The 25812-nt window shown below is 63.1% G+C and carries 21 protein-coding genes; 19 read left to right on the top strand and 2 right to left on the bottom strand.

All coding sequences use genetic code 11. From position 1 onward, the window contains the following. Nucleotides 1-167 precede the first annotated feature (167 nt). Nucleotides 168-1337: a porin gene (locus PQR32_RS25405; RefSeq protein WP_408233209.1), complete on the bottom strand. Its 1170-nt coding sequence runs from the start codon at nt 1335-1337 to the stop codon at nt 168-170. Between the two features lie 301 nt (nt 1338-1638). Between PQR32_RS25405 and coq7 the strand changes: the two genes are divergently transcribed. The 18 genes from coq7 to lpxC all read left to right on the top strand — a co-directional run bounded on the left by coq7 (nt 1639) and on the right by lpxC (nt 22053). Further along, a complete protein-coding gene (coq7, locus tag PQR32_RS25400; protein ID WP_408233206.1) occupies nt 1639-2277 on the top strand; it encodes a 2-polyprenyl-3-methyl-6-methoxy-1,4-benzoquinone monooxygenase in 639 nt (212 codons plus the stop codon). A 411-nt stretch (nt 2278-2688) separates the two neighbouring features. Next, complete coding sequence (gene mraZ, locus PQR32_RS25395) at nt 2689-3117, top strand: division/cell wall cluster transcriptional repressor MraZ (protein ID WP_408233203.1); 429 nt, start codon at nt 2689-2691, stop codon at nt 3115-3117. 15 nt (nt 3118-3132) lie between these two features. Then, nucleotides 3133-4086, top strand: coding sequence for a 16S rRNA (cytosine(1402)-N(4))-methyltransferase RsmH (rsmH, locus tag PQR32_RS25390; RefSeq protein WP_132372910.1), 954 nt, complete (start codon nt 3133-3135; stop codon nt 4084-4086). Next, nucleotides 4083-4433: a cell division protein FtsL gene (gene ftsL / locus PQR32_RS25385; protein ID WP_408233200.1), complete on the top strand. Its 351-nt coding sequence runs from the start codon at nt 4083-4085 to the stop codon at nt 4431-4433. Before rsmH ends, ftsL begins: the two co-directional genes overlap by 4 nt. Next, nucleotides 4430-6295 carry a peptidoglycan D,D-transpeptidase FtsI family protein gene (locus PQR32_RS25380; protein ID WP_408233197.1) on the top strand — a complete coding sequence of 622 codons (1866 nt, stop codon included), beginning with the start codon at nt 4430-4432 and terminating at the stop codon, nt 6293-6295. Before ftsL ends, PQR32_RS25380 begins: the two co-directional genes overlap by 4 nt. Further along, nucleotides 6292-7839 carry a UDP-N-acetylmuramoyl-L-alanyl-D-glutamate--2,6-diaminopimelate ligase gene (locus PQR32_RS25375; protein WP_408233194.1) on the top strand — a complete coding sequence of 516 codons (1548 nt, stop codon included), beginning with the start codon at nt 6292-6294 and terminating at the stop codon, nt 7837-7839. Before PQR32_RS25380 ends, PQR32_RS25375 begins: the two co-directional genes overlap by 4 nt. After that, the gene (locus PQR32_RS25370) at nt 7836-9248 is read left to right on the top strand and encodes a UDP-N-acetylmuramoyl-tripeptide--D-alanyl-D-alanine ligase (RefSeq protein ID WP_408233191.1); all 1413 of its coding nucleotides are present in this window, start codon (nt 7836-7838) and stop codon (nt 9246-9248) included. Before PQR32_RS25375 ends, PQR32_RS25370 begins: the two co-directional genes overlap by 4 nt. A 17-nt stretch (nt 9249-9265) precedes the next feature. Further along, nucleotides 9266-10435 carry a phospho-N-acetylmuramoyl-pentapeptide-transferase gene (mraY, locus tag PQR32_RS25365; protein ID WP_095418165.1) on the top strand — a complete coding sequence of 390 codons (1170 nt, stop codon included), beginning with the start codon at nt 9266-9268 and terminating at the stop codon, nt 10433-10435. Nucleotides 10436-10458: 23 nt separating this feature from the next. Then, the gene (murD, locus tag PQR32_RS25360; protein WP_408233188.1) at nt 10459-11973 is read left to right on the top strand and encodes a UDP-N-acetylmuramoyl-L-alanine--D-glutamate ligase; all 1515 of its coding nucleotides are present in this window, start codon (nt 10459-10461) and stop codon (nt 11971-11973) included. Then, the gene (gene ftsW, locus PQR32_RS25355; RefSeq protein WP_408233185.1) at nt 11970-13247 is read left to right on the top strand and encodes a putative lipid II flippase FtsW; all 1278 of its coding nucleotides are present in this window, start codon (nt 11970-11972) and stop codon (nt 13245-13247) included. Before murD ends, ftsW begins: the two co-directional genes overlap by 4 nt. Then, nucleotides 13244-14362, top strand: a complete 1119-nt coding sequence (murG, locus tag PQR32_RS25350; RefSeq protein WP_408233182.1) for an undecaprenyldiphospho-muramoylpentapeptide beta-N-acetylglucosaminyltransferase — start codon at nt 13244-13246, stop codon at nt 14360-14362. Before ftsW ends, murG begins: the two co-directional genes overlap by 4 nt. Beyond that, nucleotides 14359-15762: a UDP-N-acetylmuramate--L-alanine ligase gene (murC, locus tag PQR32_RS25345; protein WP_408233179.1), complete on the top strand. Its 1404-nt coding sequence runs from the start codon at nt 14359-14361 to the stop codon at nt 15760-15762. Before murG ends, murC begins: the two co-directional genes overlap by 4 nt. Before the next feature lie 5 nt (nt 15763-15767). Continuing rightward, nucleotides 15768-16709, top strand: a complete 942-nt coding sequence (locus tag PQR32_RS25340) for a D-alanine--D-alanine ligase (RefSeq protein ID WP_408233176.1) — start codon at nt 15768-15770, stop codon at nt 16707-16709. Nucleotides 16710-16733: 24 nt separating this feature from the next. Then, nucleotides 16734-17486 carry a cell division protein FtsQ/DivIB gene (locus PQR32_RS25335; RefSeq protein ID WP_408216430.1) on the top strand — a complete coding sequence of 251 codons (753 nt, stop codon included), beginning with the start codon at nt 16734-16736 and terminating at the stop codon, nt 17484-17486. 27 nt (nt 17487-17513) lie between these two features. Beyond that, the gene (gene ftsA, locus PQR32_RS25330) at nt 17514-18746 is read left to right on the top strand and encodes a cell division protein FtsA (protein ID WP_007180311.1); all 1233 of its coding nucleotides are present in this window, start codon (nt 17514-17516) and stop codon (nt 18744-18746) included. A gap of 132 nt (nt 18747-18878) precedes the next feature. Beyond that, complete coding sequence (gene ftsZ / locus PQR32_RS25325; protein WP_408216427.1) at nt 18879-20075, top strand: cell division protein FtsZ; 1197 nt, start codon at nt 18879-18881, stop codon at nt 20073-20075. A 268-nt stretch (nt 20076-20343) separates the two neighbouring features. Further along, the gene (locus tag PQR32_RS25320; protein WP_012434415.1) at nt 20344-20847 is read left to right on the top strand and encodes a peroxiredoxin; all 504 of its coding nucleotides are present in this window, start codon (nt 20344-20346) and stop codon (nt 20845-20847) included. 288 nt (nt 20848-21135) lie between these two features. Then, nucleotides 21136-22053 (top strand): UDP-3-O-acyl-N-acetylglucosamine deacetylase, encoded by a 918-nt coding sequence (lpxC, locus tag PQR32_RS25315; RefSeq protein ID WP_106285167.1) that lies wholly within the window; start codon nt 21136-21138, stop codon nt 22051-22053. Nucleotides 22054-22130: 77 nt separating this feature from the next. Here the strand turns inward: lpxC and PQR32_RS25310 are convergent, their stop codons facing one another. Continuing rightward, nucleotides 22131-22616, bottom strand: coding sequence for a DciA family protein (locus tag PQR32_RS25310; protein ID WP_168795302.1), 486 nt, complete (start codon nt 22614-22616; stop codon nt 22131-22133). A gap of 290 nt (nt 22617-22906) precedes the next feature. On the opposite strand from PQR32_RS25310, the gene secA reads away from it, so the two are divergent. After that, nucleotides 22907-25717 (top strand): preprotein translocase subunit SecA, encoded by a 2811-nt coding sequence (gene secA / locus PQR32_RS25305; RefSeq protein ID WP_408233171.1) that lies wholly within the window; start codon nt 22907-22909, stop codon nt 25715-25717. Nucleotides 25718-25812 lie beyond the last annotated feature (95 nt).

Genomic DNA, 25812 nt, shown 5'->3' with positions numbered 1-25812 from the left:
CCCCCCCCACCCCCCCCCACCGCCGCGGGGCGGGGCAACCCCCCCGCCACCCCACGGCCGCGGGGGCCTTTTCTTTTGCGCAGCCACCGCGCGACCCGACGGTAGCGCGCGCCATAAAAAAAGGCGCCCGAAGGCGCCTTTGAGGCAAACTGCTTTATTACGACTTATTAGAACTTGTGGCGGATGCCGACGCGTGCTGTGAACTGGTTCTGGTTCGACGAACCCGTCAGGCCATTGATGCCTGCCGTTGCGTCGACCACAGCGCCACCAGCGGTGACCGTGTCGCCCAGAGCGTGTTGGTACACGCCCGTCACGTACACGTCGGTACGCTTGGACAGGAAGTAGTCCACGCCAACTGCGCCTTGGTGGTACTGAGCACGCGAGTTGCCGTTGATTTCCGCGCCGCGCGTGTAGTCATACGCTGCGCCGACCAGCAATGCCGGGGTCAACTGATACTTGAAGTTCACTTCCGCGTTGTTGAACGTAGCCGACTGGCCCTTGAACGGCGATGCGAACGAAGCGCCCAGGTTGCCGAAGCGGATGTTCGAGTACGTCAGGCCAACCGTTGCCGCCCCGAACGTGTACGCGCCGCCAGCACCGATAACCTGGTACGTGTTAGCCGACGTGAAGCCAGCGTAGACCGGCGACGTGACAGCTGCGGCCGGTGCTGCAGCCGTGCCGCCGTTGTTGAACAGGCCGCCCGAAGCTGCCGGCGTACGTGCGTTCAAGTAACCAACGCCCAAGACGAGGGGACCGTTGTTGTAGCCAGCGCCCAACGACCAGATCTGGTTCGACGTGACGTTGCCGGCGATGCCGCCGAAGCTGTACGTGCCGCCGAACGTCAGGCCGCCGTAGTTTGCGCTCGTGTACTTGACCGTGTTGTTGGTGCGGTACGCGTTGTTGAAGTTGTCGATGTCGCCCGGGTGAGCAGCGATGTAGCCGCCCCACTGGTCGCCGGCTTCCAGCGGACCAACGTAGTCGACGACGGAGTCGTACTGACGACCCAGCGTGACCGTACCGAACTGGCTCGACAGGCCGACGTAAGCTTGACGACCGAACATCAGGCCGCCTTGACCCAGCTTGCCGTTGTTCACGTCAAAGCCGTTTTCCAACACGAAGATTGCCTTCAGACCGCCGCCCAGATCTTCCGTGCCGCGCAGGCCGAAACGCGAACCTTGCAGAACGCCGCTGGACAGGTTGTACAGGTGCTTGCCACCCGAGTTGGTGTTGATGTTGAAGCCTTCGTCAATGATACCGTACAGGGTCACGCTGCTCTGAGCATGTGCGACGCCTGCAAATGCGCCCAGTGCTGCGAGAGCGAGAAGCGACTTTTTCATCGAATGATCTCCAAGGATTACGAATCTTTTGTACAAGGCGAATATTTGTCTAGCGTTGAGGCCTTGCTTGTCCAACTTCGCGAGAAGTTGCACGTAATGTAACAAAAGGCATACATGGCACAAAGAAAAAGGAGCGGGGCGGGAACGCTCCTGTTTCGTTTACGCAACATGGTCTAAAATCAGAAATTGGCCGCCCGATTCATGCGGTTTGAAGGTTTCCGTGAAGCTGGATTTGCGCCGCAAAGCCTTGTCTAACGGACCTGGCGGATCGGTGAGGCGGCGTCGAATGAGGGAGTGCTGAATGTTTCTGGACGAGTTGATTAGCGAGTTTGATCGGGGTTTACGCTCAATGACCGGCGTGTCGCGGATGAGTCGTCCGTTGCCGGTTCCGCAAGATTCCGCGGTGACGGAACCGGCGGTCGAACTCTCACCGGCGGAGCGTGCGCACGCGGCTGGTTTGATGCGCGTGAACCACGTCGGCGAGGTCTGCGCCCAGGCGCTCTATCAGGCTCAGAAACTCGCAACCAAATCGCCTTCGTTGCGGGCCGTGTTCAATCGCGCCGCGGTCGAGGAAGAAGATCATCTCGCGTGGACTTCCAGACGCCTCGAAGCGCTCGACTCGCGTCCCAGTCTGCTGAACCCGCTCTGGTACACCGGCGCGCTGGCAATCGGCCTGGCGGCAGGGCGCATGGGCGACCGCGTCAGCCTTGGCTTCATGGCCGAAACCGAGCGTCAGGTGGAGCAGCATCTCGACAGCCATCTGGACGAGTTGCCGGCAGCCGACCACGAGTCGCGTGCGATCGTCGAACAGATGCGCGTGGACGAGGCAGAACACGGCAAGGCGGCAATGGAAGCCGGCGGCCTCGAACTACCGTTTCCCGCGCGCGCGCTGATGCGCGCCGTGTCGAAACTCATGACCCGTACCGCCTATTACATATAAGTTAAAGCCAGCCGTTCACGTACCTCTCGAAAGTGGGACGGCGCCTCGCGCGCCGTTCCTGGAGTACCCGGAAACGCCATCCCCACACCTGCCGATCCCGCTTAACGATCTCTTTCATTCCGCGCCTTTCCCCCGCACTTTTCACGTATCACCTTCACAAGCTGCACTAGCTCATTCATTTATAACGGTTTTCCGTTTTATGCGCGACGTGAAGGAGTCGCGCTAAGTCCTTGTTCTAACAAACAAAATTCGCTGGAAAAGCACGCATCTCCCTTGACCCCTGTTTAGCGTTCCTCTAAAGTGGGAGACAGTGTGAGAAAGTGTATTTTTGTGTGATCTCGCAAGCGGTTTCGGGTAGATTTTCATGGGTCGGGCAGCTGGCGCGCCAATGCGCCAATTGGGGAGAGCGAAGTGTTCCAAGGGGCGTCGGCGCTGACGCTCGATGCGAAAGGGCGGATGTCTATTCCCTCTCGATATCGGGATGCGCTGCAAACACAGGCAGAGGGCCGGGTGACGATCACCAAGCACCCGGACGGCTGCCTGTTGCTCTTTCCGCGCCCGGAGTGGGAGATCTTTCGCGACAAGGTCGACAAGCTGCCTATGAACGCGACCTGGTGGAAGCGCATTTTTCTCGGCAACGCAATGGACGTTGAAATGGACGGCGCAGGGCGCGTGCTCGTGTCGCCGGAATTGCGCGCGGCTGGTGGGCTGGAAAAAGAAGTGACCTTGCTCGGCATGGGTCGTCACTTCGAGTTGTGGGATGCACAAACATACGCCGCGAAGGAACAGGCGGCAATGGCCGAGGGCATGCCCGACGCGTTAAAAGATTTCACGTTCTGATCGCGGTTTACATATATGGCACCTGCGATGGGAAACGAATTGCAGCATCGCACGGTGCTGCTGGAAGAAGCGGTTCAAGCGCTGGTCACACGCGCGGACGGCGTGTATGTGGACGGCACGTTCGGGCGCGGTGGGCATAGCCGCCTGGTGTTGGAGAAGCTGGCTGAGTCGGGGCGTCTAATCGCTTTTGATAAAGACCCGCTCGCTATCGCCACGGCGCAGCAGATTGCTGATCCGCGCTTTGGCATCGTGCACGAGAGTTTTGCTTCACTGCGCACCGCGATTGCGGAGCGTGGCGTAGGGCGGGTGTCGGGTGTTTTGCTGGATCTGGGCGTGTCGTCGCCGCAAGTCGACGACCCGGAGCGGGGCTTCAGCTTCCGCGCCGACGGCCCGCTCGACATGCGGATGGACCCGACGCGCGGCGAATCGGCGGCTGACTGGCTGGCGCGGGCCACGGTGCAGGAATTGACGGAGGTGATACGAGATTATGGGGAAGAACGGTTTGCTTTTCAGATTGCAAAGGCGCTTGTTGCTCGCCGGGCAGAGTCCGACCGTCTTGGGCCTCTCGTCAGCACGGGCGAGCTTGCCCAAATCGTGGCTAACGTCGTCAAAACCCGTGAGAAGGGCAAGGATCCGGCAACCCGCACCTTTCAAGCTATACGGATTCACATCAATCAAGAGCTTGCGGAGCTGCAAGTCGTTTTAGAAGCAGCGTTGTCGCTGTTGGAGCAAGGGGGGCGGCTGGTGGTCATCAGCTTTCATTCGCTCGAGGACCGGATCGTCAAGCGATTCATGCAGGCGCACGCGAGTACGCCCGCGGTGGATCGCCGCCTGCCGATTCGCGCAGTCGATCTGCCGAGCCCTCCGCTCAAAATCATCGGCCGCGTGTTCGCCAGCGACGCTGAAGTCGCCGCGAACCCGCGCGCCCGTTCTGCCGTGATGCGTGTGGCGGAGCGGATCGCACCATGAACCGTCTCAACATCTTCCTGCTGATCATCGTGATGGGCTGCGCATTGTCCGTCGTCAACGCTACCAATCAGCAGCGCCAGATCTTTATCCAGTTGCAGCGCGCTCAATCGCAGGAGCGCCAGTTGCAGCAGGATTATTCGCAACTTCAATATCAGCAGAGCGCGCTGTCGAAAACGTCGCGCATCGAGAATATCGCCACTGATTCCCTGAAGATGCAATCGGTCACGACCGGCCGCACCCAGTACCTCACGCTCGATCCAGGCGCGGCGAGAGCCGAAGATGCACCGATTCCGACTTCCGGCCCGGCATCGGCGCCGGCGGCGACCCGTCGCGGAGGCGTGCGATGAAAAAATCGTCGGCTCGCAAGAGCGTGGCTTTCTCGGCCAATCCGATCCTGTCGGTGCGTCTGCCGATGTGGCGTTCCAAGCTCGTCGTGTTCCTGCTGTTCATGGCGTTCGTCGCGCTCACCGCGCGCGCGTTCTGGATTCAGGGCCCAGGCAACGCCTTCTATCAGAAGCAGGGTGAGATCCGCTATCAGCGGCGGCTCGAACTGCCCGCCACACGCGGCAAGATTCTCGACCGCAACGGTCTCGTGCTGGCCACGAGTCTGCCGGTGCGCGCGATCTGGGCGATTCCCGAATCGGTGCCGGACGACCTCGGCGCGGACAAGCTGACAACGCTCGGCAAGCTGCTCGGCATGACCAACAAGGAACTGCGCGCCAAGCTCTCGGAAGACAAGAACTTCGTCTACGTGAAGCGCCAGGTGCCGGTGGACGTTGCCGCAAAAGTCACCACGCTGGACATCCCCGGCATTTACGCGCGCGACGAGTACAAGCGCTTTTATCCAGAAGGCGAGATCACGGCCCACCTGATCGGCTTCACCAATGTGGAAGACGAAGGCCAGGAAGGCGTCGAGCTCGGCGACCAGAAGCTGCTCGCCGGCATGTCGGGCAGCCGCCGGGTGATCAAGGACCGCATGGGCCACATCATCGAGGACGTGGACGAGCAGGTCGTGCCGCACAACGGCCAGGACGTGGATCTCTCGATCGACAGCAAGATTCAGTACATCGCCTATACGAACCTGAAGGCGGCCGTCGAGAAATTCAAGGCGAAGGCCGGCGCGGCAATGGTGATCGACGTGCGTACCGGTGAAGTGCTGGCGCTCGTCAATTACCCGACGTACAACCCGAACGACCGTACACACCTGACCGGCGACCAGTTGCGCAACCGCATCCTGACCGACACGTTCGAGCCCGGTTCGATCATGAAGCCGTTCACGGTATCGCTCGCGCTCGATCTGCATCGCGTCACGCCGACTACACTGGTTGATACAGGCGGCGGCCGCTTCGTGCTTGACGGTGCGCCGATTACCGACGACAGCGCGTTCGGCGTGCTGACGGTGGGCGGCGTGATCCAGAAGTCGAGCAACATCGGCGCGACGAAGATCGCCATGCAGCTCAAGCCCGAAGAGATGTGGAACATGTACACCAGCATCGGTCTCGGCCAGGCGCCGAAGGTCGGTTTCCCTGGCGCGGCGGCCGGCCGTCTGCGTCCGTGGAAGAGCTGGCGCCGCATCGAGCAGGCCACCATGTCGTACGGCTATGGTCTGTCGGTGTCGTTGTTCCAGTTGGGCCGCGCTTATACCGCGATCGCGCATGACGGCGAGATCATGCCGGTGTCGATTTTCCGCACGCCTGGAGATCAACCGGCCACGGGTCCGCAGATCTTCGCGCCGACTACCGCTCGCCAGGTGCGCGCGATGCTCGAAACCGTCACGGCGCCGGGCGGCACGTCGCCGGATGCGGCGGTGCCCGGCTATCGCGTCGGCGGCAAGAGCGGTACCGCGTACAAGCACGGCGCGCACGGCTACGATCACTCGAAATATCGCGCGTCGTTCGTCGGTATGGCACCGATGCCGAACCCGCGCATCGTCGTGGCCGTCTCGGTCGACGAACCGACGGCGGGCAGCCACTTCGGCGGTCAGGTGTCGGGTCCGGTGTTCTCGAGCATCGTCGGCGATACGCTGCGCTCGTTGAATGTGCCGCCGGACATGCCGGTCAAGCAAATGGTGGTGTCCGACGATTCGGCCCCGGCCGCGCCGACTGCGCCCGCCACGCCTGCCACGGTCAAGAAGCTCTCCACCAGCGCCGGCGCGAAGAAGATGACGATTTCCGCGAACGCGAAAAGCCATCCGGGAGTTGTGCGATGAGCATGCTGCGGCAGAAGCATCACGCGCAGGGGCAGATCGCCGACGCCCTCGCCTGGCTGCACGCTCACGTGCAGCCAGGCGCGCATCTGCACGCCGACACGCGCTCGCTCGCGACCGGCGACGCGTTTTTCGCCTACGCAGTGGATGGCGCGGACAACCGCCCGTTCATCGACGGCGCGATCGAACGTGGCGCCGCCGCCGTGCTGGTTCAGCCCGAAGGCTTCAGCGGCGCGATCGATCCGTCGACCACGCTAGCCGTGCCGGCGTTGAACGAACTCGCGGGTTCGATCGCGAGCGGCTGGTACAACGATCCGAGCGACAGCATGCTGACGCTCGGCATCACTGGCACGAACGGCAAGACCTCGTGCAGCCAGTGGATCTCGGCGGCGCTGACGGCGCTCGGCACGCGTTGCGCGATCATCGGCACGCTCGGTACCGGTTTGCCGGGCCACCTGGTGCACACCGGCTTCACCACGCCCGACGCGCCGCAACTGCAGCGCAGTCTCGCGCAATTGCGCGACGCGGGCGCGCAGGCGGTGGCCATGGAAGTGTCGTCGCACGCGTTGCACCAGGGGCGCGTGAACGGCACGGCGTTCGATATCGCCGTGTTCACGAATCTCACGCAAGACCATCTCGACTATCACCACACGTTCGAAGCCTACGAAGCGGCCAAAGCGCGTCTGTTCGGCTGGCCGGAACTGCGCGCGGCCGTGATCAACCGCGACGACGCGGCCGGCCGTCGTTTGCTCGCCAACACGCAAGGCCATGCGCGCACGATCGCCTACGGGCTCGACGGCACGCTGCAAGACGCGCCGCAAGCTGACGCGTTGCTGCTTGCCTCGAATGTGCGGGCCACCGCCACGGGCACGGCGTTCCATCTGAGCACCTCCGATTGGGGCGATGCCGACGTCGAAGTGCAAACGCTCGGCGCGTTCAACGTGAGCAATCTGCTCGGCGTGCTGGGCGCATTGCTCGCCGCCGACGTTCCGTTCGACGCCGCGCTAGCCGAACTGGCGAAGCTCGAATCGGTGAATGGCCGCATGCAGCGTCTCGGCGGCCGCTTGCAGAACGACGAGCCGCTCGTCGTGATCGATTACGCGCACACGCCGGACGCGCTGGAAAAGACCCTCGAAGCGCTGCGCCCGATGGCAACCGCGCGCGGCGGCGAACTGATCTGCATGTTCGGCTGCGGCGGCGACCGCGACGCGACCAAACGTCCGCTGATGGGTGCGATCGCCGAGAAGATCGCAGACGGCGTCGTGGTGACCAGCGACAACCCGCGCAGCGAAGATCCGCAATCGATCATCGAGCAAATCACTGCCGGAATGAAAGACGCGTCGAAGGCCCGCCGTATCGAGGACCGCGCGAGCGCGATCCTGCAAGCGATCCGCAGTGCCGCGCGCGAAGACGTCATCGTGCTGGCCGGCAAGGGGCACGAAGCAACACAGGAAATCATGGGCAAGAAACGCGCGTTCTCCGATCAGGACCACGCTCGCCTCGCGCTGGCCGCGCGCGCGACGCATGCACGCGGAGGTGGCGAATGAGCATGTTCTCGCTGCGTGAAGCCGCCGCGCTGATTTCGGGCGCAACTGTGAGCGGTGACGATACGGTCACGTTCGACCGCGTATCCACCGACAGCCGTAGTGCCGGACCCGGCGATCTGTTCGTCGCGATCAAGGGCGACCGGTTCGACGCGCACGACTTTCTGCCGGACGTCGCCGCGCGCAACGTGACGGCTGTTCTCGTCACGCGCACGCCGCAAGACTGGACTGTGCCGGCGCTCAAAGTCACCGATACGCGCGTGGGTCTGGGCGCGCTCGCACGCGGCTGGCGCCGCAAGTTCAGCATGCCGCTCGTCGCCGTGACGGGCAGCAACGGCAAGACCACGGTCAAGGAAATGATCGCGTCGATCTTCGCCGCCGCGGTCGGGGCCGATGCACGCCTCGCCACCGCGGGCAACTTCAACAACGACATCGGCATGCCGCTCACGTTGTTCCGTTTGCACGCCGCGCACCAACTGGCCGTGGTCGAACTCGGCATGAACCATCCGGGCGAAACCTCGGAGCTCGCGAAAATCGCTGAGCCGACGGTCGCCGTGGTGAACAACGCGCAGCGCGAGCATCAGGAATTCATGGCGACGGTCGAAGCCGTCGCGCTCGAACACGCCAGTGTGATTCACGCGCTGACACCGGAAGGCGTCGCCGTATTCCCTGCCGACGACGCCTACGCGAGCATCTGGCGCGTGGCCGCAACCGGCAGCCTCATCATGGACTTCGCGCTGAACTCTGCCGAGCGCACGACTGAAGCCGCAGTAAAAGGCACGTTCCACGGCAACGTCTTGAGCATCGACACGCCGGAAGGCCAGCTCGAAGTCACGTTGCAAGTGCTCGGCGACCACAACGCGCACAACGCATTGGCCGCGACGTCAGCCGCATTGGCTGCGGGCGTGCCGCTCGACGCCATCAAGCGCGGTCTCGAATCGTTCGGCGCCGTAAAAGGCCGCTTGCAGGTGAAGCAGGCCGCGCTCGGTACGCTCGCCGGCGCCACCGTGATCGACGACACCTATAACGCCAACCCCGATTCGATGCGCGCCGCGATCGACGTGCTCGCCTCATGCGCCGCGCCGCGCGTGCTGGTGATGGGCGACATGGGCGAAGTCGGCGACAACGGTCCGGCGTTTCACCGCGAAATCGGCGCCTACGCCAAGGAACGCGGTATCGACGCACTGTACGCAATGGGCGACGCCTCGCGCGACGCCTGCACCGCGTATGGCGCCGACGCGCATCACGTCGCCGACATCGGCACGCTGGTCGCGCAATTGCAGCAGGCTGGCTTCGGTCCTGCCGCAACGCTTCTCGTGAAAGGCTCGCGCTTCATGCAGATGGAGCGCGTGGTGGACGCCGTAACGAGTCCACAACCCAACGCAGCGGGCAGTACGCCCGCCGCACATTGAAATAGAAGGACCGAAGCATGCTACTGGCGCTGGCGCAATGGCTGCAGAATGACGCAAGCTTCTTGCGCGTGTTCAGTTATCTGACTTTCCGTGCGGTGATGGCGACCATCACCGCGCTGCTGATCGGGCTCGTCTGCGGCCCGGCGGTGATTCGCAAGCTGACCGCCATGAAGGTCGGTCAGGCCGTTCGTAAAGACGGCCCGCAGACTCACCTCGTCAAATCCGGCACGCCGACCATGGGCGGCGTGCTGATTCTGCTCGGCATTGCCGTGGCCACGTTGTTGTGGGCCGATCTGACGAATCGCTTCATCTGGATCGTGATGCTCGTCACGTTCGGTTTCGGCGTGATTGGCTGGGTCGACGATTACCGTAAGGTGGTCTACAAGGATCCGCGCGGCATGTCGTCGCGCGAAAAGTATTTCTGGCAGTCGGTGATCGGTCTGTTCGCGGCGGTTTATCTGGCCTTTAGTGTGTCGGAAGCGAGCAATGTGCGCGTGTTCGACCTGTTCATGGCGTGGGTGCGAAGCGGCCTCTCGATGGGCTTGCCGGCGCGCGCCGACCTGATGTTGCCGTTCGTCAAATCCATCAGCTATCCGCTCGGCGTGTGGGGCTTCATCGTGCTGACGTATCTGGTGATCGTCGGCGCGAGCAACGCGGTCAATCTCACCGACGGCCTCGACGGCCTCGTGATCATGCCGGTCGTGCTGGTCGGCGCGTCGCTCGGTGTGTTCGCGTATGTGATGGGCAGCTCGGTCTACTCGAAATACCTGTTGTTTCCGCATATCGCCGGCGCGGGCGAACTGCTGATCTTCTGTTCGGCAATGGGCGGGGCAGGGCTCGCGTTCCTCTGGTTCAACACGCACCCGGCGCAGATGTTCATGGGCGACGTCGGCGCGCTCGCGCTCGGCGGCGCGCTCGGCACGGTAGCAGTGATCGTGCGCCAGGAAATCGTGCTGTTCATCATGGGCGGCATTTTCGTGGCGGAGACGCTCTCCGTGATGTTGCAAGTGACGTGGTTCAAATTCACCAAGCGCCGTTTCGGCGAAGGGCGGCGTCTCTTCAAGATGGCGCCGCTGCATCACCATTTCGAATTGTCGGGCTGGAAGGAAACGCAGGTGGTCGTGCGCTTCTGGATCATCACGTTGATGTTGTGTCTCTTTGGTTTGTCCACGCTCAAGTTGCGTTAAGCAGGTATTAGGGGAAGCAGGCGATGTTCGGCGAGAAGTTTCGGGATCGGCAAAAGCCGATGGTGCTCGTGCTGGGACTGGGAGAATCCGGTCTCGCTATGGCGCGCTGGTGCGCGCGGCACGGCTGTCGGCTGCGTGTGGCCGATACGCGTGAAGTACCGCCGAACCTGCCCGCGCTGGAAGCGCACGGCATCGACGCCGCATTCGTCGGCGGCCCGTTTTCGCCGGTGCTGCTCGAAGGCGTCGAACTCGTCGCCATCAGCCCAGGTTTGTCGCCGCTTGCCGCTGACCTGTTGCCGCTGATCTCGGCGGCGCGCGAGCAGGGCATCCCCGTGTGGGGCGAACTCGAACTCTTTTCGCAAGCGCTGAAGACGCTCGGCGAGAGCGGCTACGCGCCGAAGGTCATCGCCATCACCGGCACCAACGGCAAGACGACGACCACGAGTCTGACCGGCTTGCTGTGCGAACGCGCGGGCAAGAAGGTCGCTGTGGCCGGCAACATCAGCCCCGCGCTGCTCGACAAACTCTCGGAGGCGATCGACAACACCGCGTTGCCGGACGTGTGGGTGCTGGAGCTGTCGAGCTTCCAGTTGGAAACCGCGCACACGTTTACGCCGGATGCGGCGGTGATTCTGAATATCACCCAGGATCACCTGGACTGGCACGGCGGTCTCGACGCGTACGCCGCCGCGAAGGGCCGCATCTTTGGTGCGCAGACCGTGCGTGTGCTGAATCGCGATGACTCGCGCGTCATGAAGCTGGCGCCTGCGGAAGACAGCGAAGCCGAGATGGTCACGTTCGGCGTCACCGAGCCGAAGAACGATGGCGACTACGGTCTGTTGCGCGACAGCGGCATGATCTGGCTCGTCCAGGCGCACGATCGCGACGCGAGCGACGAACCCGTGCCGAAGCGCCGTCGCAAGAACGAAGTAGTGACGCCGCCGAACATTGCGCTGAAGCGTTTGATGCCCGCGGACGCGTTGCGCATTCGTGGCCTGCACAACGCCGCCAATGCGCTCGCCGCCTACGCGCTCGCACGCGCGGTCGGTCTGCCGGGCGCGCCGCTTCTGCACGGTCTGCGTGAATATCGCGGCGAGCCACATCGCGTGGAATTGATCGCGTCGATCGACGGCATCGACTATGTGGACGACAGCAAGGGCACCAATGTCGGCGCGACGGTTGCCGCGCTCGACGGACTTGCGCAGCGCGTCGTGCTGATCGCCGGCGGCGACGGCAAGGGCCAGGATTTCGAACCGCTCGCCGCGCCGGTCATGCGCTGGTGCCGCGCCGTGATGCTGATCGGCCGTGACGCGCCGCAGATCCGCGCCGCGCTGGAAGACACCGGCATCGCCATGACGGATCACGCCACGCTCGAAGAAGCGACGCGCGCCGCAACCGCGCTCGCGGAGCCGGGCGATGCCGTGCTGCTGTCGCCGGCTTGCGCGAGCTTCGACATGTTCAAGGGTTACGCGCACCGCGCCGCGGTGTTCCGCAGCACGGTAGAAGACATCGCGGCCGAACGGGGGACGATGATATGAGCTGGTCAGAACGTTTCGGTTCGCGTCAGGCCGCCGCCGGCGATGCGGGTGGTTCGGGCGGCGCGGCTCGCGTTGGTGGCCGCACGGGTGGCAGCGGTCTCGCAAGCGCCGTCAACGGCGTGCGGCCGCTGCGCTCGCGCATGCTCGACTACGATCACTCGCTGCTGTGGGTGGTCGTCGCGCTGCTGGGGCTCGGCGTCGTGATGGTGTATTCGGCGTCGATCGCCATGCCCGATTCGCCGAAGTACGCGTCGTATCGCGACTACGCGTTCCTCGTGCGCCAGATCATCTTCGTGGTGATGGGCTCGGTGATCGGCATCGTGTCGTTCCGCATTCCGATCGCGACGTGGGACAAGTACGCGCCGAAGCTGTTTCTGATTTCACTGGTCGCGCTGGTGATCGTGCTGATCCCGCACGTCGGCAAGGGCGTGAACGGCGCGCGCCGCTGGATCCCGCTTGGCATCACGAACATGCAGCCGTCGGAAATCATGAAGCTCGCGGTGACGATTTACGCGGCGAACTACACGGTGCGCAAGCAGGAATACATGCAGAGCTTCGCCAAAGGCTTTTTGCCGATGGCGGTGGCGGTGGGTCTCGTCGGCGCTCTGTTGCTGCTCGAGCCGGACATGGGCGCGTTCATGGTGATCGCGGCGATCGCGATGGGCGTGCTGTTTCTCGGCGGCGTGAACGGCAAGCTGTTCGGCGGCCTGGTGGCGACCGCGGTCGGCACGTTCAGTTTGCTGGTGTGGGCGTCGCCGTGGCGTCGTGAGCGGATTTTCGCGTACCTCGATCCGTGGGACGACCGTTACGCGCAGGGCAAGGCTTATCAATTGACGCACTCGCTGATCGCGTTCGGGCGCGGCGAGTGGTTCGGCGTGGGCCTCGGCGGCAGCGTCGAGAAGCTCAACTATCTGCCGGAGGCGCATACCGACTTCATCCTCGCGGTGATCGGCGAGGAACTGGGTTTTATCGGCGTGCTGGTCGTGATCCTGATGTTCTACTGGATCGTGCGCCGCTCGTTCGAGATCGGCCGTCAGGCGCTCGCACTCGACCGCACGTTCGCGGGGCTGGTTGCGAAGGGCATCGGCATCTGGTTCGGCGCGCAGACCTTCATCAACATGGGCGTGAACCTCGGCTTGTTGCCGACCAAAGGCCTCACGTTGCCGCTCGTCAGTTATGGCGGCTCGGGCATTGTGCTGAATTGCGTTGCGGTGGCGGTGTTGATGCGTGTGGACTATGAAAATCGTGTGCTCATGCGCGGAGGGAAAGTATGACCGCTCTGCCGCAACGCACGCTGATGGTGATGGCCGGAGGCACCGGGGGACACGTGTTCCCGGGGCTCGCGGTCGCTCATCTGATGCAGGCGTGGGGCTGGAAGGTCGTATGGCTCGGCAATCCCGCGGGCATGGAAGCGACGCTGGTGCCGAAGCACGGCATCCCGATGGAATACGTGCGCTTCGGCGGCCTGCGCGGCAAGGGCATGAAAACCAAGCTGATGCTGCCGCTGAATCTGCTGCGTGCCTGCACGCAAAGCCTCTCCGTGTTGCGTCGCGTGAAGCCGGATGTCGTGCTCGGCATGGGCGGCTACATCACGTTTCCGGCCGGCTTGATGACCGCGTTGAGCGGCCGTCCGCTGGTGCTGCATGAACAGAATTCGATTGCCGGTCTCGCGAACAAGGTGCTCGCGAAAGTCGCCAAACGCGTGCTGGTTGCGTTCCCGAATGCATTGCCGCACGGCGAATGGACGGGAAATCCGATTCGTGAGGAACTTGCGCGCGCAATTGCACCCAAAGCACGCTACGCGCAACGCAGCGGTCCGTTGAATGTGCTGGTCGTGGGCGGCAGTCTGGGCGCGACGGCATTGAATGAAGTCGTGCCGCGTGCGGTGGCCTTGCTTGCGCCGAATGAGCGGCCGCGCGTCGTGCATCAGGCGGGCGCGAAGCACATCGAGGCGCTGCGCGAGAACTACGCGGCAGCCGGTTTGCAAACGGGCGCCGACGTCGAACTCGTGCCGTTCATCGACGACATGACGAGTGCCTACGCGAACGCGGACCTGGTGATTTGCCGGTCCGGCGCAATGACGGTGTCCGAGATTTCAGCAGTAGGCGTGGCGGCGTTCTTCGTGCCGTTCCCGTATGCAGTAGACGATCACCAAACCACTAATGCAGCGTTCCTCGCCGACAACGGCGCGGCGCTGGTCGTGCAGCAACGCGATCTGTCGGCGGAAACCCTCGCTGACTGGTTGCGCAGCCAGACGCGAGAGACCCTCGCGGAGATGGCGGAGCGTTCGCGCTCGCTCGCGAAACCCGACGCCACGGAACAGGGCGCGCAGATTTGCGCGACCGTGGCGGGTTCGATTTCGGGCGCGAGCCCAGAAGGAAAGCAATGAAACACATCGTCAAACATATTCATTTTGTCGGCATCGGTGGTGTCGGCATGAGCGGCATCGCGGAGGTGCTGGTCAATCTCGGCTATCAGGTGAGCGGCTCGGATCTCACGAGCAACGCGGTCACCGATCGCCTCGCCGCACTCGGCGCGCGCATCGCGATCGGTCACGCGGCGGAGAACATCGAAGGCGCGAACGCGGTGGTCGTCTCGACCGCAGTGCGCAGCGACAACCCGGAAGTGCTGGCCGCGCGTCATCGCCGCATTCCGATCGTGCCGCGCGCGGTGATGCTCGCGGAACTGATGCGCCTGAAGCAAGGCATCGCGATTGCCGGCACGCACGGCAAGACCACGACCACCTCGCTGGTGGCGAGCGTGCTCGCGGCGGGCGGCCTGGATCCGACTTTCGTGATCGGCGGCCGGCTGATCAGCGCGGGTGCGAATGCGCGGCTCGGCACGGGCGACTTCATCGTCGCGGAAGCCGACGAGTCGGATGCGTCGTTCCTGAATCTGTTCCCGGTGATCGAAGTCATCACGAACATCGACGCCGATCACATGGACACCTACGGCCACGATTTCGCGCGGCTCAAGCAGGCGTTCATCGAATTCACGCACCGTCTGCCGTTTTACGGTATCGCGGTGCTGTGCGTCGACGATCCGAACGTGAAGGAAATTCTGCCTTTCGTGTCGAAGCCGATCATCCGCTACGGCTTCGCGCCGGATGCGCAGGTGCGCGCGGTCAACGTGCAAGCGCGCGACGGCAAGATGCATTTCACGGCAATGCGCGAAGACGCGGCGCCGATCGACATCGTCTTGAACTTGCCGGGCGAGCACAACGTGCAGAACGCATTGGCCGCTATTGCAATTGCGACTGAACTTGAAGTGAAAGATGCCGATATCCAGCGAGCGCTGGCGGATTTCAACGGTGTCGGCCGTCGCTTCCAGCGCTACGGTGAAGTGCCGGTGCTCAGCGAAGGCAAGACGAGCGGCGCGTACACGCTCGTCGACGACTACGGCCACCATCCCGTCGAAATGGCTGCGACGGTGGCGGCGGCGCGCGGCGCGTTTCCGGGCCGGCGTCTGGTGCTGGCGTTCCAGCCGCACCGCTTCACGCGTACGCGTGATTGCTTCGAGGATTTTGTGAAAGTGCTGTCGACCGTCGATGCGCTCGTACTGACCGAAGTCTATTCGGCCGGCGAGTCGCCGATCGTCGCCGCGGACGGCCGTGCGTTGGCGCGCGCGCTGCGTGTGGCGGGCAAGGTCGAGCCGGTGTTTGTCGATACGGTGGATGAAGTGCCGGACGCGCTCTCAGCAGTGGTGCGCGACGGCGATGTGGTGATCACGATGGGCGCGGGTTCGATCGGCGGTGTGCCGGTTCGCCTCGCGCAGGAAACGAAGGTGTGAGCGAAATGAGCAGTATCGACCCGAAACAATTCGGCAAAGTGGCAGTGCTGCTCGGTGGGGACTCCGCCGAGCGCGAGGTATCGCTCAACTCCGGCCGCCTGGTGTTGCAAGGTCTGCGCGACGCCGGCGTCGACGCGCATCCGTTCGATCCGGCCGAGCGTCCGCTCGCTGCATTGAAGGAAGAAGGCTTTGTGCGCGCGTTCAACGCGCTGCATGGCGGCTACGGCGAGAACGGCCAGATCCAGGGCGCGCTCGATTTTTATGGCATCCGCTACACGGGTAGCGGCGTGCTCGGCTCGGCGCTCGGTCTGGATAAATTCCGCACCAAGCTCGTGTGGCAGCAACTCGGCATTCCGACGCCGCCGTTCGAAGCCGTGCTGCGTGGCGACGACTACGCAGCGCGTTCGAAAGACATCGTCGCGAAGCTCGGCTTGCCGCTCTTCGTGAAGCCGGCGAGCGAAGGTTCGAGCGTCGCGGTGATCAAGGTGAAGAGCGCCGACGCACTGCCCGCCGCGCTGATCGAAGCGGTCAAGTACGACAAGATCGTGGTGGTCGAAAAGAGCATTGAAGGCGGCGGCGAATACACCGCGTGCATCGCCGGGAATCTCGACCTGCCGGTGATCCGCATCGTGCCGGCTGGCGAGTTTTACGACTATCACGCGAAGTACATAGCGAACGACACGCAGTACCTGATTCCGTGCGGTCTGGCGGCGGACGAGGAAGCGCGCCTGAAAGTGCTGGCGCGCCGTGCCTTCGACGTGCTCGGTTGCACCGACTGGGGCCGCGCGGATTTCATGCTCGACGCCGACGGCAACCCGTATTTCCTCGAAGTGAACACGGCGCCTGGCATGACCGATCACTCGCTGCCGCCGAAAGCGGCGCGCGCGGTGGGCATCAGCTATCAGGAACTGGTTGTCGGCGTGTTGGCGCTGACGCTGCAGGACTAACCGGGGCGACCCGAAAGCAACACCATGTGGAACAACGTTCGCCAGCTCAATTTCGCCGCCAACGCATTGCATGCGTTGCTGGTGCTCGTGCTGCTGGCGGCAGGCGGTTACTGGCTGATCCAGCGCCCGAATTTCGCGCTGCGCGAGATTCAGATCGACGGCGACACCGAGCACATCAATTCGCCGACGGTGCGTGCCGGTGTGGTGGGGCGCTTGAAGGGCAACTTTTTTACGGTGGATCTCGACGTGGCGCGTCAGGCCTTCGAGCAGATGCCGTGGGTGCGTCATGCGAGCGTGCGGCGCGTCTGGCCGAATGCACTGGCTGTCACGCTGGAAGAGTACAAACCGCTGGGGACATGGGGCAGCGATCAGTTGGTGAGCGTCGACGGCGAGTTGTTCACCGCGAACCAGGGTGAGCTCGAAGAGGACCTGCCCGCGTTCGACGGTCCCGACGGGACGGCAAAAGAGGTGGTCGCGCGGTATCACGACTTCCAGAAATGGTTTGCGCCATTGGGCGCGACGCCTGAAGAGGTGACGCTGTCGCCGCGCTACGCGTGGACGGTGAAGCTCTCGAACGGCACGCAGGTGGAACTTGGGCGCGAACGCAATCAGGACACGCTGCTCGATCGGAGCAAACGTCTGAGCGCGGCGTGGAGCGCGGTGACGCAACGTTGGGGAAAGGATATCGAGTATGCGGACTTGCGCTATCCGAACGGTTTCGCGATTCGCGCGGCAGGGATGCGCTTTATCACCGAACCCGACAAGGGCAAGAAGTAAACGGACATCACACGCAATGAGCACGCTATGAGTAAAGACTATAAAGATCTGCTGGTCGCCCTCGACATTGGGACGTCGAAGGTCGTGGCCATCGTCGCCGAGTTGAAGGGCGAAGGTCACTACGAGGTGATCGGCCTCGGCCAGAGCGAATCGAAGGGGCTCAAGAAAGGCGTGGTGGTGAATATCGAGGCCACCGTGCAGTCCATTCAGCGCGCGCTCGAAGAAGCCGAACTGATGGCCGACTGCAAGATCACAAACGTATTTACCGGAATTGCCGGCAGCCATATCCGCAGCTTCAACTCGAGCGGCATGGTGGCGATCAAGGAGAAGGAAGTCACGCAGACGGATGTGGCGCGCGTGATCGAAACGGCGAAGGCGATCAACATCCCGACCGATCAGCAGGTGCTGCACATCCTGACGCAGGAATTCATCATCGACGGTCAGGAAGATGTGCGCGAGCCGATCGGCATGAGCGGCATTCGTCTCGAAGTGAAGGTGCATATCGTCACCGGCGCGGTGAGCGCGGCGCAGAACATCGTCAAATGCGTGCGCCGCTGCGGCCTCGAAGTGAACGATCTGATTTTGCAGCCACTGGCGTCGTCGCTGGCGGTGCTGACGGAAGATGAAAAAGAACTCGGCGTGGTGCTGGTCGATATCGGCGGCGGCACGACGGACATTGCGATTTTCAGCGAAGGCGCGATCCGTCATACGGCGGTGATTCCGATCGCCGGCGACCAGATCACTAGCGACATCGCGATGGCGCTGCGCACGCCGACGCCGGACGCGGAAGACATCAAGGTGGATTACGGCATCGCCAAGCAGGCGCTGGCCGATCCGGACGAGATGATCGAAGTGCCGGGTCTGGGCGAGCGCGGTCCGCGCACGCTGTCGCGCCAGGCGCTGGCGGCGGTGGTCGAGCCGCGTGTCGAAGAACTGTTTTCGCTCGTGCAGCAGGTGGTGCGCGAGTCGGGTTACGAGGAGCTGCTGAGCTCCGGCGTGGTGCTGACCGGCGGCGCGTCGATGATGCTCGGCATGGTCGAACTGGGTGAGGACATTTTCCTGAAGCCGGTGCGCATCGGCGTGCCGGAATACGCGGGCGGTCTCGCCGATGTCGTGCGCAATCCGCGCTACTCGACGGCAATGGGCCTGCTCGTCGAAGGACGCTCGCAACGCATGCGCGGCCGCAAGGTCGCGGTGCAGTCGGGGTCGATGGGACAGGTGTTCACGCGCATGAAGGACTGGTTCCTCGGCAACTTCTAACGCATTCGCTGTATAGAACGGTTTTGAAAAATACGCGCCGGTGCCGGCGGCCGGCGCGCGACAGGGGGTTGCCCGATCTCCTGCCGAATAACGGCCGAGTGGCTGTAAATTTTTTATCTTGACGGAGGCATCATGGATTTCCAAATGCTGGAAACCGAAACGAACGGCACCATCATCAAGGTGGTCGGAGTAGGTGGCGCTGGCGGCAATGCTGTCCAGCACATGATCAACAAAGGCGTGCAAGGCGTCGACTTCATCGTGATGAACACGGACGCGCAGGCTTTGTCGCGTTCGCGTGCCACCGCGGTGATCCAGCTCGGTAACACGGGTCTGGGCGCCGGCGCCAAGCCGGAAATGGGCCGCGCCGCAGCGGAAGAAGCCCGTGAGCGCATCGCCGACGCATTGCGCGGCGCGCACATGGTCTTCATCACGGCCGGCATGGGCGGCGGCACGGGCACGGGCGCAGCACCCGTGGTCGCGCAGATCGCCAAGGAAATGGGTATCTTGACCGTTGGCGTTGTCAGCAAGCCGTTCGAATTCGAAGGCGGCAAGCGGATGCGCGTGGCAGAAGCCGGTTCGCAGCAACTGGAGGATCACGTCGACTCGCTGATCGTCGTCCTGAACGACAAGCTGTTCGAGGTGATGGGCGATGACGCCGAGATGGACAAGTGCTTCCAGTGCGCAGACGACGTTCTGAACAACGCAGTTGCCGGCATCGCGGAAATCATCAACGTCGACGGTCTGGTGAACGTCGACTTCGAAGACGTGAAGACGGTGATGGGCGAGCAGGGCAAGGCGATGATGGGCACGGCGACGGTTGCCGGCGTCGATCGCGCTCGCCTCGCGGCTGAGCAGGCTGTCGCCAGCCCGCTGCTGGAAGGCGTGGATCTGTCGGGCGCGCGTGGCGTACTGGTCAATATCACGTCGAGCCGTTCGCTGCGCCTGTCGGAAACGCGCGAAGTGATGAACACCATCAAGAGCTATGCTGCAGAAGACGCAACCGTGATCTTCGGCGCGGTGTACGACGATGCGATGGGCGACGCGCTGCGCGTAACGGTCGTGGCAACGGGTCTGGGCCGTGCGGCGAAGAAGCAGCAATCGGCACCGATGACGCTGCTGCGCACCGGCACCGACAATCAGCCGATCAGCACGATGCAACACGCTGCTTACACGCCGTCGCACGCCAGCACCGCCGACTACGGCGCGCTGGACACGCCGGCAGTGTGGCGCACGTCGCGCGATACGGCCGCTTCGCATGTGCAGGCGTTGCAGGAAAAGGGCGTCGACACGTACGACATTCCGGCATTCCTGCGCAAGCAGGCGGACTGAGCGCACGGGCAGGCTTTCGTTGCGGCGCTGCGAGTTGGACAGCAGTGCAGCGCTGGCGGACGAATGCACGAGCGTGGCGGGTGAACGGCGAACAAGTCGCGTATCTTTGAGGATTCGCGACAAGGACAACTGCCCTCTTCGGATTCGCGAAGCGGAGCGGGCGACTGTCGCCGGACGGCGGAGCATGTAATGGCTGGGCTCACGCCGGATTTTTCACTGCGACACGACGACGTGCGAGCGTGCTTCGCATCGATGCAAAGGACTGAGCATGATTCAAGCAGGTGACAAGCTGCCCGACGCAACGCTCTTCGAGTTGATCGAAGACGAGCGGGCGGGCTGCACGATCGGGCCTAACAGCTTCGACGTGCGCGAGCAGACGGCGGGCAAGCGCGTGGTGATCTTCGGATTGCCGGGCGCGTTCACGCCCACCTGTTCGGCCAAACATGTACCGGGTTATGTCGAGCACGCCGAGCAGTTGCGCGCTCTTGGCATCGACGAAATCTGGTGCGTGTCCGTCAACGACGCGTTCGTAATGGGCGCGTGGGGACGCGATCAGCACGCCTCGGGCAAGGTGCGCATGATGGCGGACGGCAGTGCGGCTTTCACGCGAGCGCTCGGTCTCGAGCAGGATTTGTCGGCGCGCGGCATGGGAATCCGTTCCCAGCGCTACGCGATGGTTGTCGACGACGGCGTGGTCAAGACGTTGAACGTCGAGGCTGCCGGCAAATTCGAAGTCAGCGATGCAGGGAGTATTCTCGCTACGTTGAGCTAGGCACGCTGGCGTCGTGGCCTTCGCCACAGGCACGCGCGGTTGGCGCGTTGTGCCGGGGCAACGGTTGATAAGACGCTTTTGTGACAGGCCGTTACGCGGGCCGATGACCGGAAACGCCTCCGTTCCGGGGCATCGGCCCGTCACGCTTTCCCTGACGGGCGCCCAGGGTAATGCAGCGAAACAGATTGATACGTTCCGCGAAAAGACGCTCCTTAGGGTATTGGAGTATAATTCGTGCTATGGAATAAAAAGTCCCGATTGGGATTTTCAATCGAATAGAAGATCACCATGTTGAAGCAGCGCACAATCAAGCAAATCGTCAAGACAGTCGGCATCGGCCTGCACTCCGGCCGTAAAGTCGAACTGACGCTCCGTCCGGCCGGGCCGGACACGGGCATCGTGTTTTCGCGCGTGGATCTGGCCACGCCGGTGGACATTCCTGCGTCGGCGATGGCGATTGGCGATACGCGTCTGGCTTCCGTGTTGCAGAAGGACGGCGCGCGCGTCTCGACCATCGAGCATTTGATGTCCGCTTGCGCCGGTCTCGGCATCGACAACCTGTATGTCGACGTCACCGCCGAAGAAATCCCGATCATGGACGGCAGCGCCGGTTCATTCGTGTTTCTGATTCAATCGGCAGGTATTGAAGAGCAGAACGCGGCGAAGAAATTCATTAAGGTCACGAAGCCGGTCGAAATTCGTGACGGCGACAAATTCGCGCGTCTCGACCCGTATTTCGGTTTCAAGCTTAAATTTACGATCGATTTCCGTCACCCGGCTGTGGATAAAACCGGCCAGGCGCTGGAAGTGGATTTTGCCAATACGTCGTACGTGCGTGAAATCGCGCGTGCCCGCACCTTCGGTTTTGCGCATGAAGTGGAAATGATGCGCGAACTGGGGCTGGCGCGCGGCGGCAGCATGGACAACGCGATCGTGCTCGACGAGTACCGCATTCTGAACAACGACGGCCTGCGCTACGACGACGAGTTCGTAAAGCACAAGATGCTCGACGCGATCGGCGACCTGTATGTGGTTGGCCACCCGTTGCTGGCGGCATATGACGCGTACAAGTCGGGCCACGGCCTGAACAATGCGTTGCTGCGCGAACTGCTGGCGCACGAAGATTCGTACGAAATTGTCACCTTCGACGACACGCAGAAGGCGCCGCGCGGTTTTGCCTACGAGACGCAGACGGCTTTCGCCTGACGCCGTCGCTTCGGGTGAAATTTCCGAAGCAAACGCATGAAAAATTAGCGGCCCAGTCGGGCCGCTTTTTTTTCTGGTCAGCGATTTCTCCGATGCCGGGCCGCCATTTTCGCCAGCGCTTCCTGTAACGGCGACGGTGCCAGCGATTCGCTGAGCGCGTGGAGCGCATCGGCGCCGGCGGGCGTCATGCGCGCCTGTTTGACCGGCGGCGGTTCCTTGACGGCCTGCGGCCGCACGCGAATCCGCAGGGAATTGACCGGCCAGCCGCGCTGCTGCAAGTCCGACAGCAGTCGTGGCTCCAGATGCCGCAGTCGTGCCGCCAGCGCGTTATGGCCGGCAAACAGGGCCAACACGCCTTCCTTGATAAAGCTAGGCTCGACGCTGGTTGCCAGGTAGTCCGGCAGCAGCGCCCGCAGATCCTTCTCCAACGCCGCAATCTGCTCGACGCCCGCGCGCAGGGCCGCGAACGCGTCCGTGCGATTGAGCACCTCGGCGACCGGCTGTGGGCGCCGAGCCTTGAACTGCTGGGGCGGCGGCCTTGAAAAGGAAGGAAAACGGCTCATGTTCGATGGTAACGGCGTATCCGCACCCTATGTGCGTTCACGCCGCGATTGTACCGCGCGAGATGCACGCGGACCTGCCTCAATGCGGACTGTCAAAGCTCGCTGTGACGGGCTTCGGATGCCCCGCCGCCGTCTCGCTGCCGACATAAGCGCGGGCGGGGGCGCGTGCTAAAATGCGCGATTCGAATTCACTCTTGGACTAAGCCGCCGAGGCCCTTCCGACCCCGGAGCGCACGTGCACGAAATGCACGGCGCGACCCAGCCGAAGCCGCGACGCAGACACCGATCCGATGACCACCGGTTTTCTACAGAAGATTTTTGGCAGCCGCAACCAGCGGCTAGTCAAGCAATATCAAAAGACCGTCACGGCGATCAATGCGCTCGAGCCGCAGATCGAGCAATTGACGGACGATCAACTGCGCGCCAAAACGGGTGAATTCCGCCAGCGCGTCGCGAGCGGCGAATCGCTCGACAAGCTCCTGCCGGAAGCTTTCGCGGTGTGCCGCGAGGCCAGCAAGCGGGTGCTGAAAATGCGCCACTTCGACGTGCAGCTGATCGGCGGCATGGTTCTGCACTACGGCAAGATCGGCGAAATGCGCACCGGCGAGGGCAAGACGCTCGTCGCCACGCTGCCGGTGTACCTGAACGCGCTTTCGGGGCGCGGCGTGCACGTGGTCACGGTCAACGACTACCTCGCCCAGCGTGACGCCGAGTGGATGGCGCGCCTGTACAACTTCCTCGGTCTGTCGGTCGGCATCAATCTGTCGCAGATGGATCACGGCGCGAAGCAGGAAGCCTACGCGGCGGATATCACGTACGGCACCAACAACGAATTCGGCTTCGACTACCTGCGCGACAACATGGTCTACGAGACCGATGCGCGCGTGCAGCGAGCCCTGAATTTCGCGGTGGTCGACGAGGTCGACTCGATCCTGATCGACGAAGCCCGTACGCCGCTGATCATCTCTGGCCAGGCCGAAGACCATACCGAACTCTACGTGCGCATGAATGCGCTGCCTCCGCTGCTCGAGCGCCAGATCGGCGAAGAGAAAGCGGACGGCACCGGCGTCGAAAAGCCGGGCGACTACACGCTGGACGAGAAAGGCCGCCAGGTGTTCCTGACGGAATCGGGCCACGAAAAAGCCGAGCGCCTGCTCGCCGAGTGGGGCCTGATCGGCGAGGGCGAAAGCCTGTACGCGCCGCAGAACATCACGCTGATGCACCACGTGTACGCCGCGTTGCGCGCGCACACACTGTTCTTCAAGGACCAGCATTACGTCGTGCAGAACGGCGAAGTGGTGATCGTCGACGAATTCACCGGCCGTCTGATGTCGGGCCGCCGCTGGTCGGATGGCCTGCACCAGGCCGTCGAGGCGAAGGAACACGTCAAGATCCAGAGCGAGAACCAGACGCTCGCGTCGATCACGTTCCAGAACTACTTCCGCATGTACGCAAAGCTGTCCGGCATGACCGGTACGGCGGATACGGAAGCGTACGAATTCAACGAGATCTACGGTCTCGAAACGGTCGTGATCCCGACCAACCGGCCGCCCAAGCGGATCGACAAGCAGGATCAGATCTACAAGACCGCCAAGGAACGCTACGACGCGGTGATCCGCGACATCCGCGATTGCTACGAGCGCGGTCAGCCGGTGCTGGTCGGCACGACGTCGATCGAAAACTCCGAGTTGCTGTCGCATCTGCTGAAGCAGGCCGGTTTGCCGCACGAAGTGCTGAACGCCAAGCAGCACGCGCGTGAAGCCGAGATCGTCGCAGAAGCCGGCCGTCCGAAGCGCATCACGATCGCCACCAACATGGCCGGTCGCGGTACCGACATCGTGCTCGGCGGCAACGCGGAAAAGCAGGCGTCGTTCATCGAACTGGACGAAACGCTGGCCGAAGACGACAAGCAGCGCCGTATCCAGAAGCTGCACGACGAATGGCAAGCCCTGCACGATCAGGTGAAGGCCGCGGGCGGTCTGCACATCATCGGTACCGAGCGCCACGAATCGCGCCGGATCGACAACCAGTTGCGCGGCCGTGCCGGACGCCAGGGCGACCCGGGTTCGTCGCGCTTCTATTTGTCGCTGGAAGATCCGCTGCTGCGCATTTTCGCCGGCGATCGCGTGCGCGCGATCATGGACCGCCTGAAGATGCCCGAAGGTGAAGCGATCGAAGCGGGCATCGTCTCACGCTCCATCGAATCGGCGCAGCGCAAAGTGGAAGCGCGCAACTTCGACGTTCGCAAGCAATTGCTCGAATACGACGATGTGTCGAACGATCAGCGCAAGGTGATTTACCAGCAGCGCAATGAGTTGCTGGAAGCGAACGACATCACGGAAACGATCGGCGCGATGCGTCAGAGCGTGATCGCCGATATTGTTCATCAGTTCGTGCCGGCAGGCAGTATTGAAGAGCAGTGGGACGTGCCCGAGTTGGAAGAAGTGCTGCGCAACGAATGGCAGCTGGACCTCGCGATCCAGGAAATGATCAACGAGTCGAATTCGATCAGCGCGGACGAGATTCTCGAAGCGGTCGAAGCCGCCGCGGACGAAGCCTACGAGGCGAAGGTCGAACTGGTCGGCCGCGAATCGTTCAGCGCGTTCGAGCGCTCGATCATGCTGCAAACGCTGGACCGTAGTTGGCGCGAACATCTGGCCGCGCTCGATCACCTGCGCCAGGGCATCCATCTGCGCGGCTATGCGCAGAAGAATCCGAAGCAGGAATACAAGCGCGAGGCGTTCGAACTGTTCGCCGCGATGCTCGACGCCGTGAAGCTCGAAGTCACCCGCGTGGTGATGAACGTGCAGATCCAGTCGCCGGAACAGTTGGAACAGGCCGCCGAACAGCTCGAAGAGCAGGGCGGCCACCTTGAAAACGTCGAATTCCGCCACGCCGAATTCGCCGAAGCCGCCGCAGCAGCGCCTGTTGCCGCGGAAGCGGCCACCGCCGCCATGATCGGCGATGCAATGAGCCACGGCCCGTCGCATACGGCCGCAGCGAACATGAGCGCGGACAACGTGCCGAAGGTCGGCCGTAACGACCCGTGCCCGTGCGGCAGCGGCAAGAAGTACAAGCAGTGCCACGGCAAGATCGCGTAATGCCGAAGGCGGCGCGCTGTGAGGCGCGCCGCGTCGTTTTACGCGCTACTTTGCCTTGATTTCGCGGTGGACCGGCAACACGCCCGGACCATCAG

The organism is Paraburkholderia dipogonis (genome assembly GCF_046027395.1).
GTDB lineage: Bacteria > Pseudomonadota > Gammaproteobacteria > Burkholderiales > Burkholderiaceae > Paraburkholderia > Paraburkholderia dipogonis_A.
Note: the sequence above shows the minus strand (reverse complement) of the source record. Positions and strands in the feature narration are given on the sequence as shown.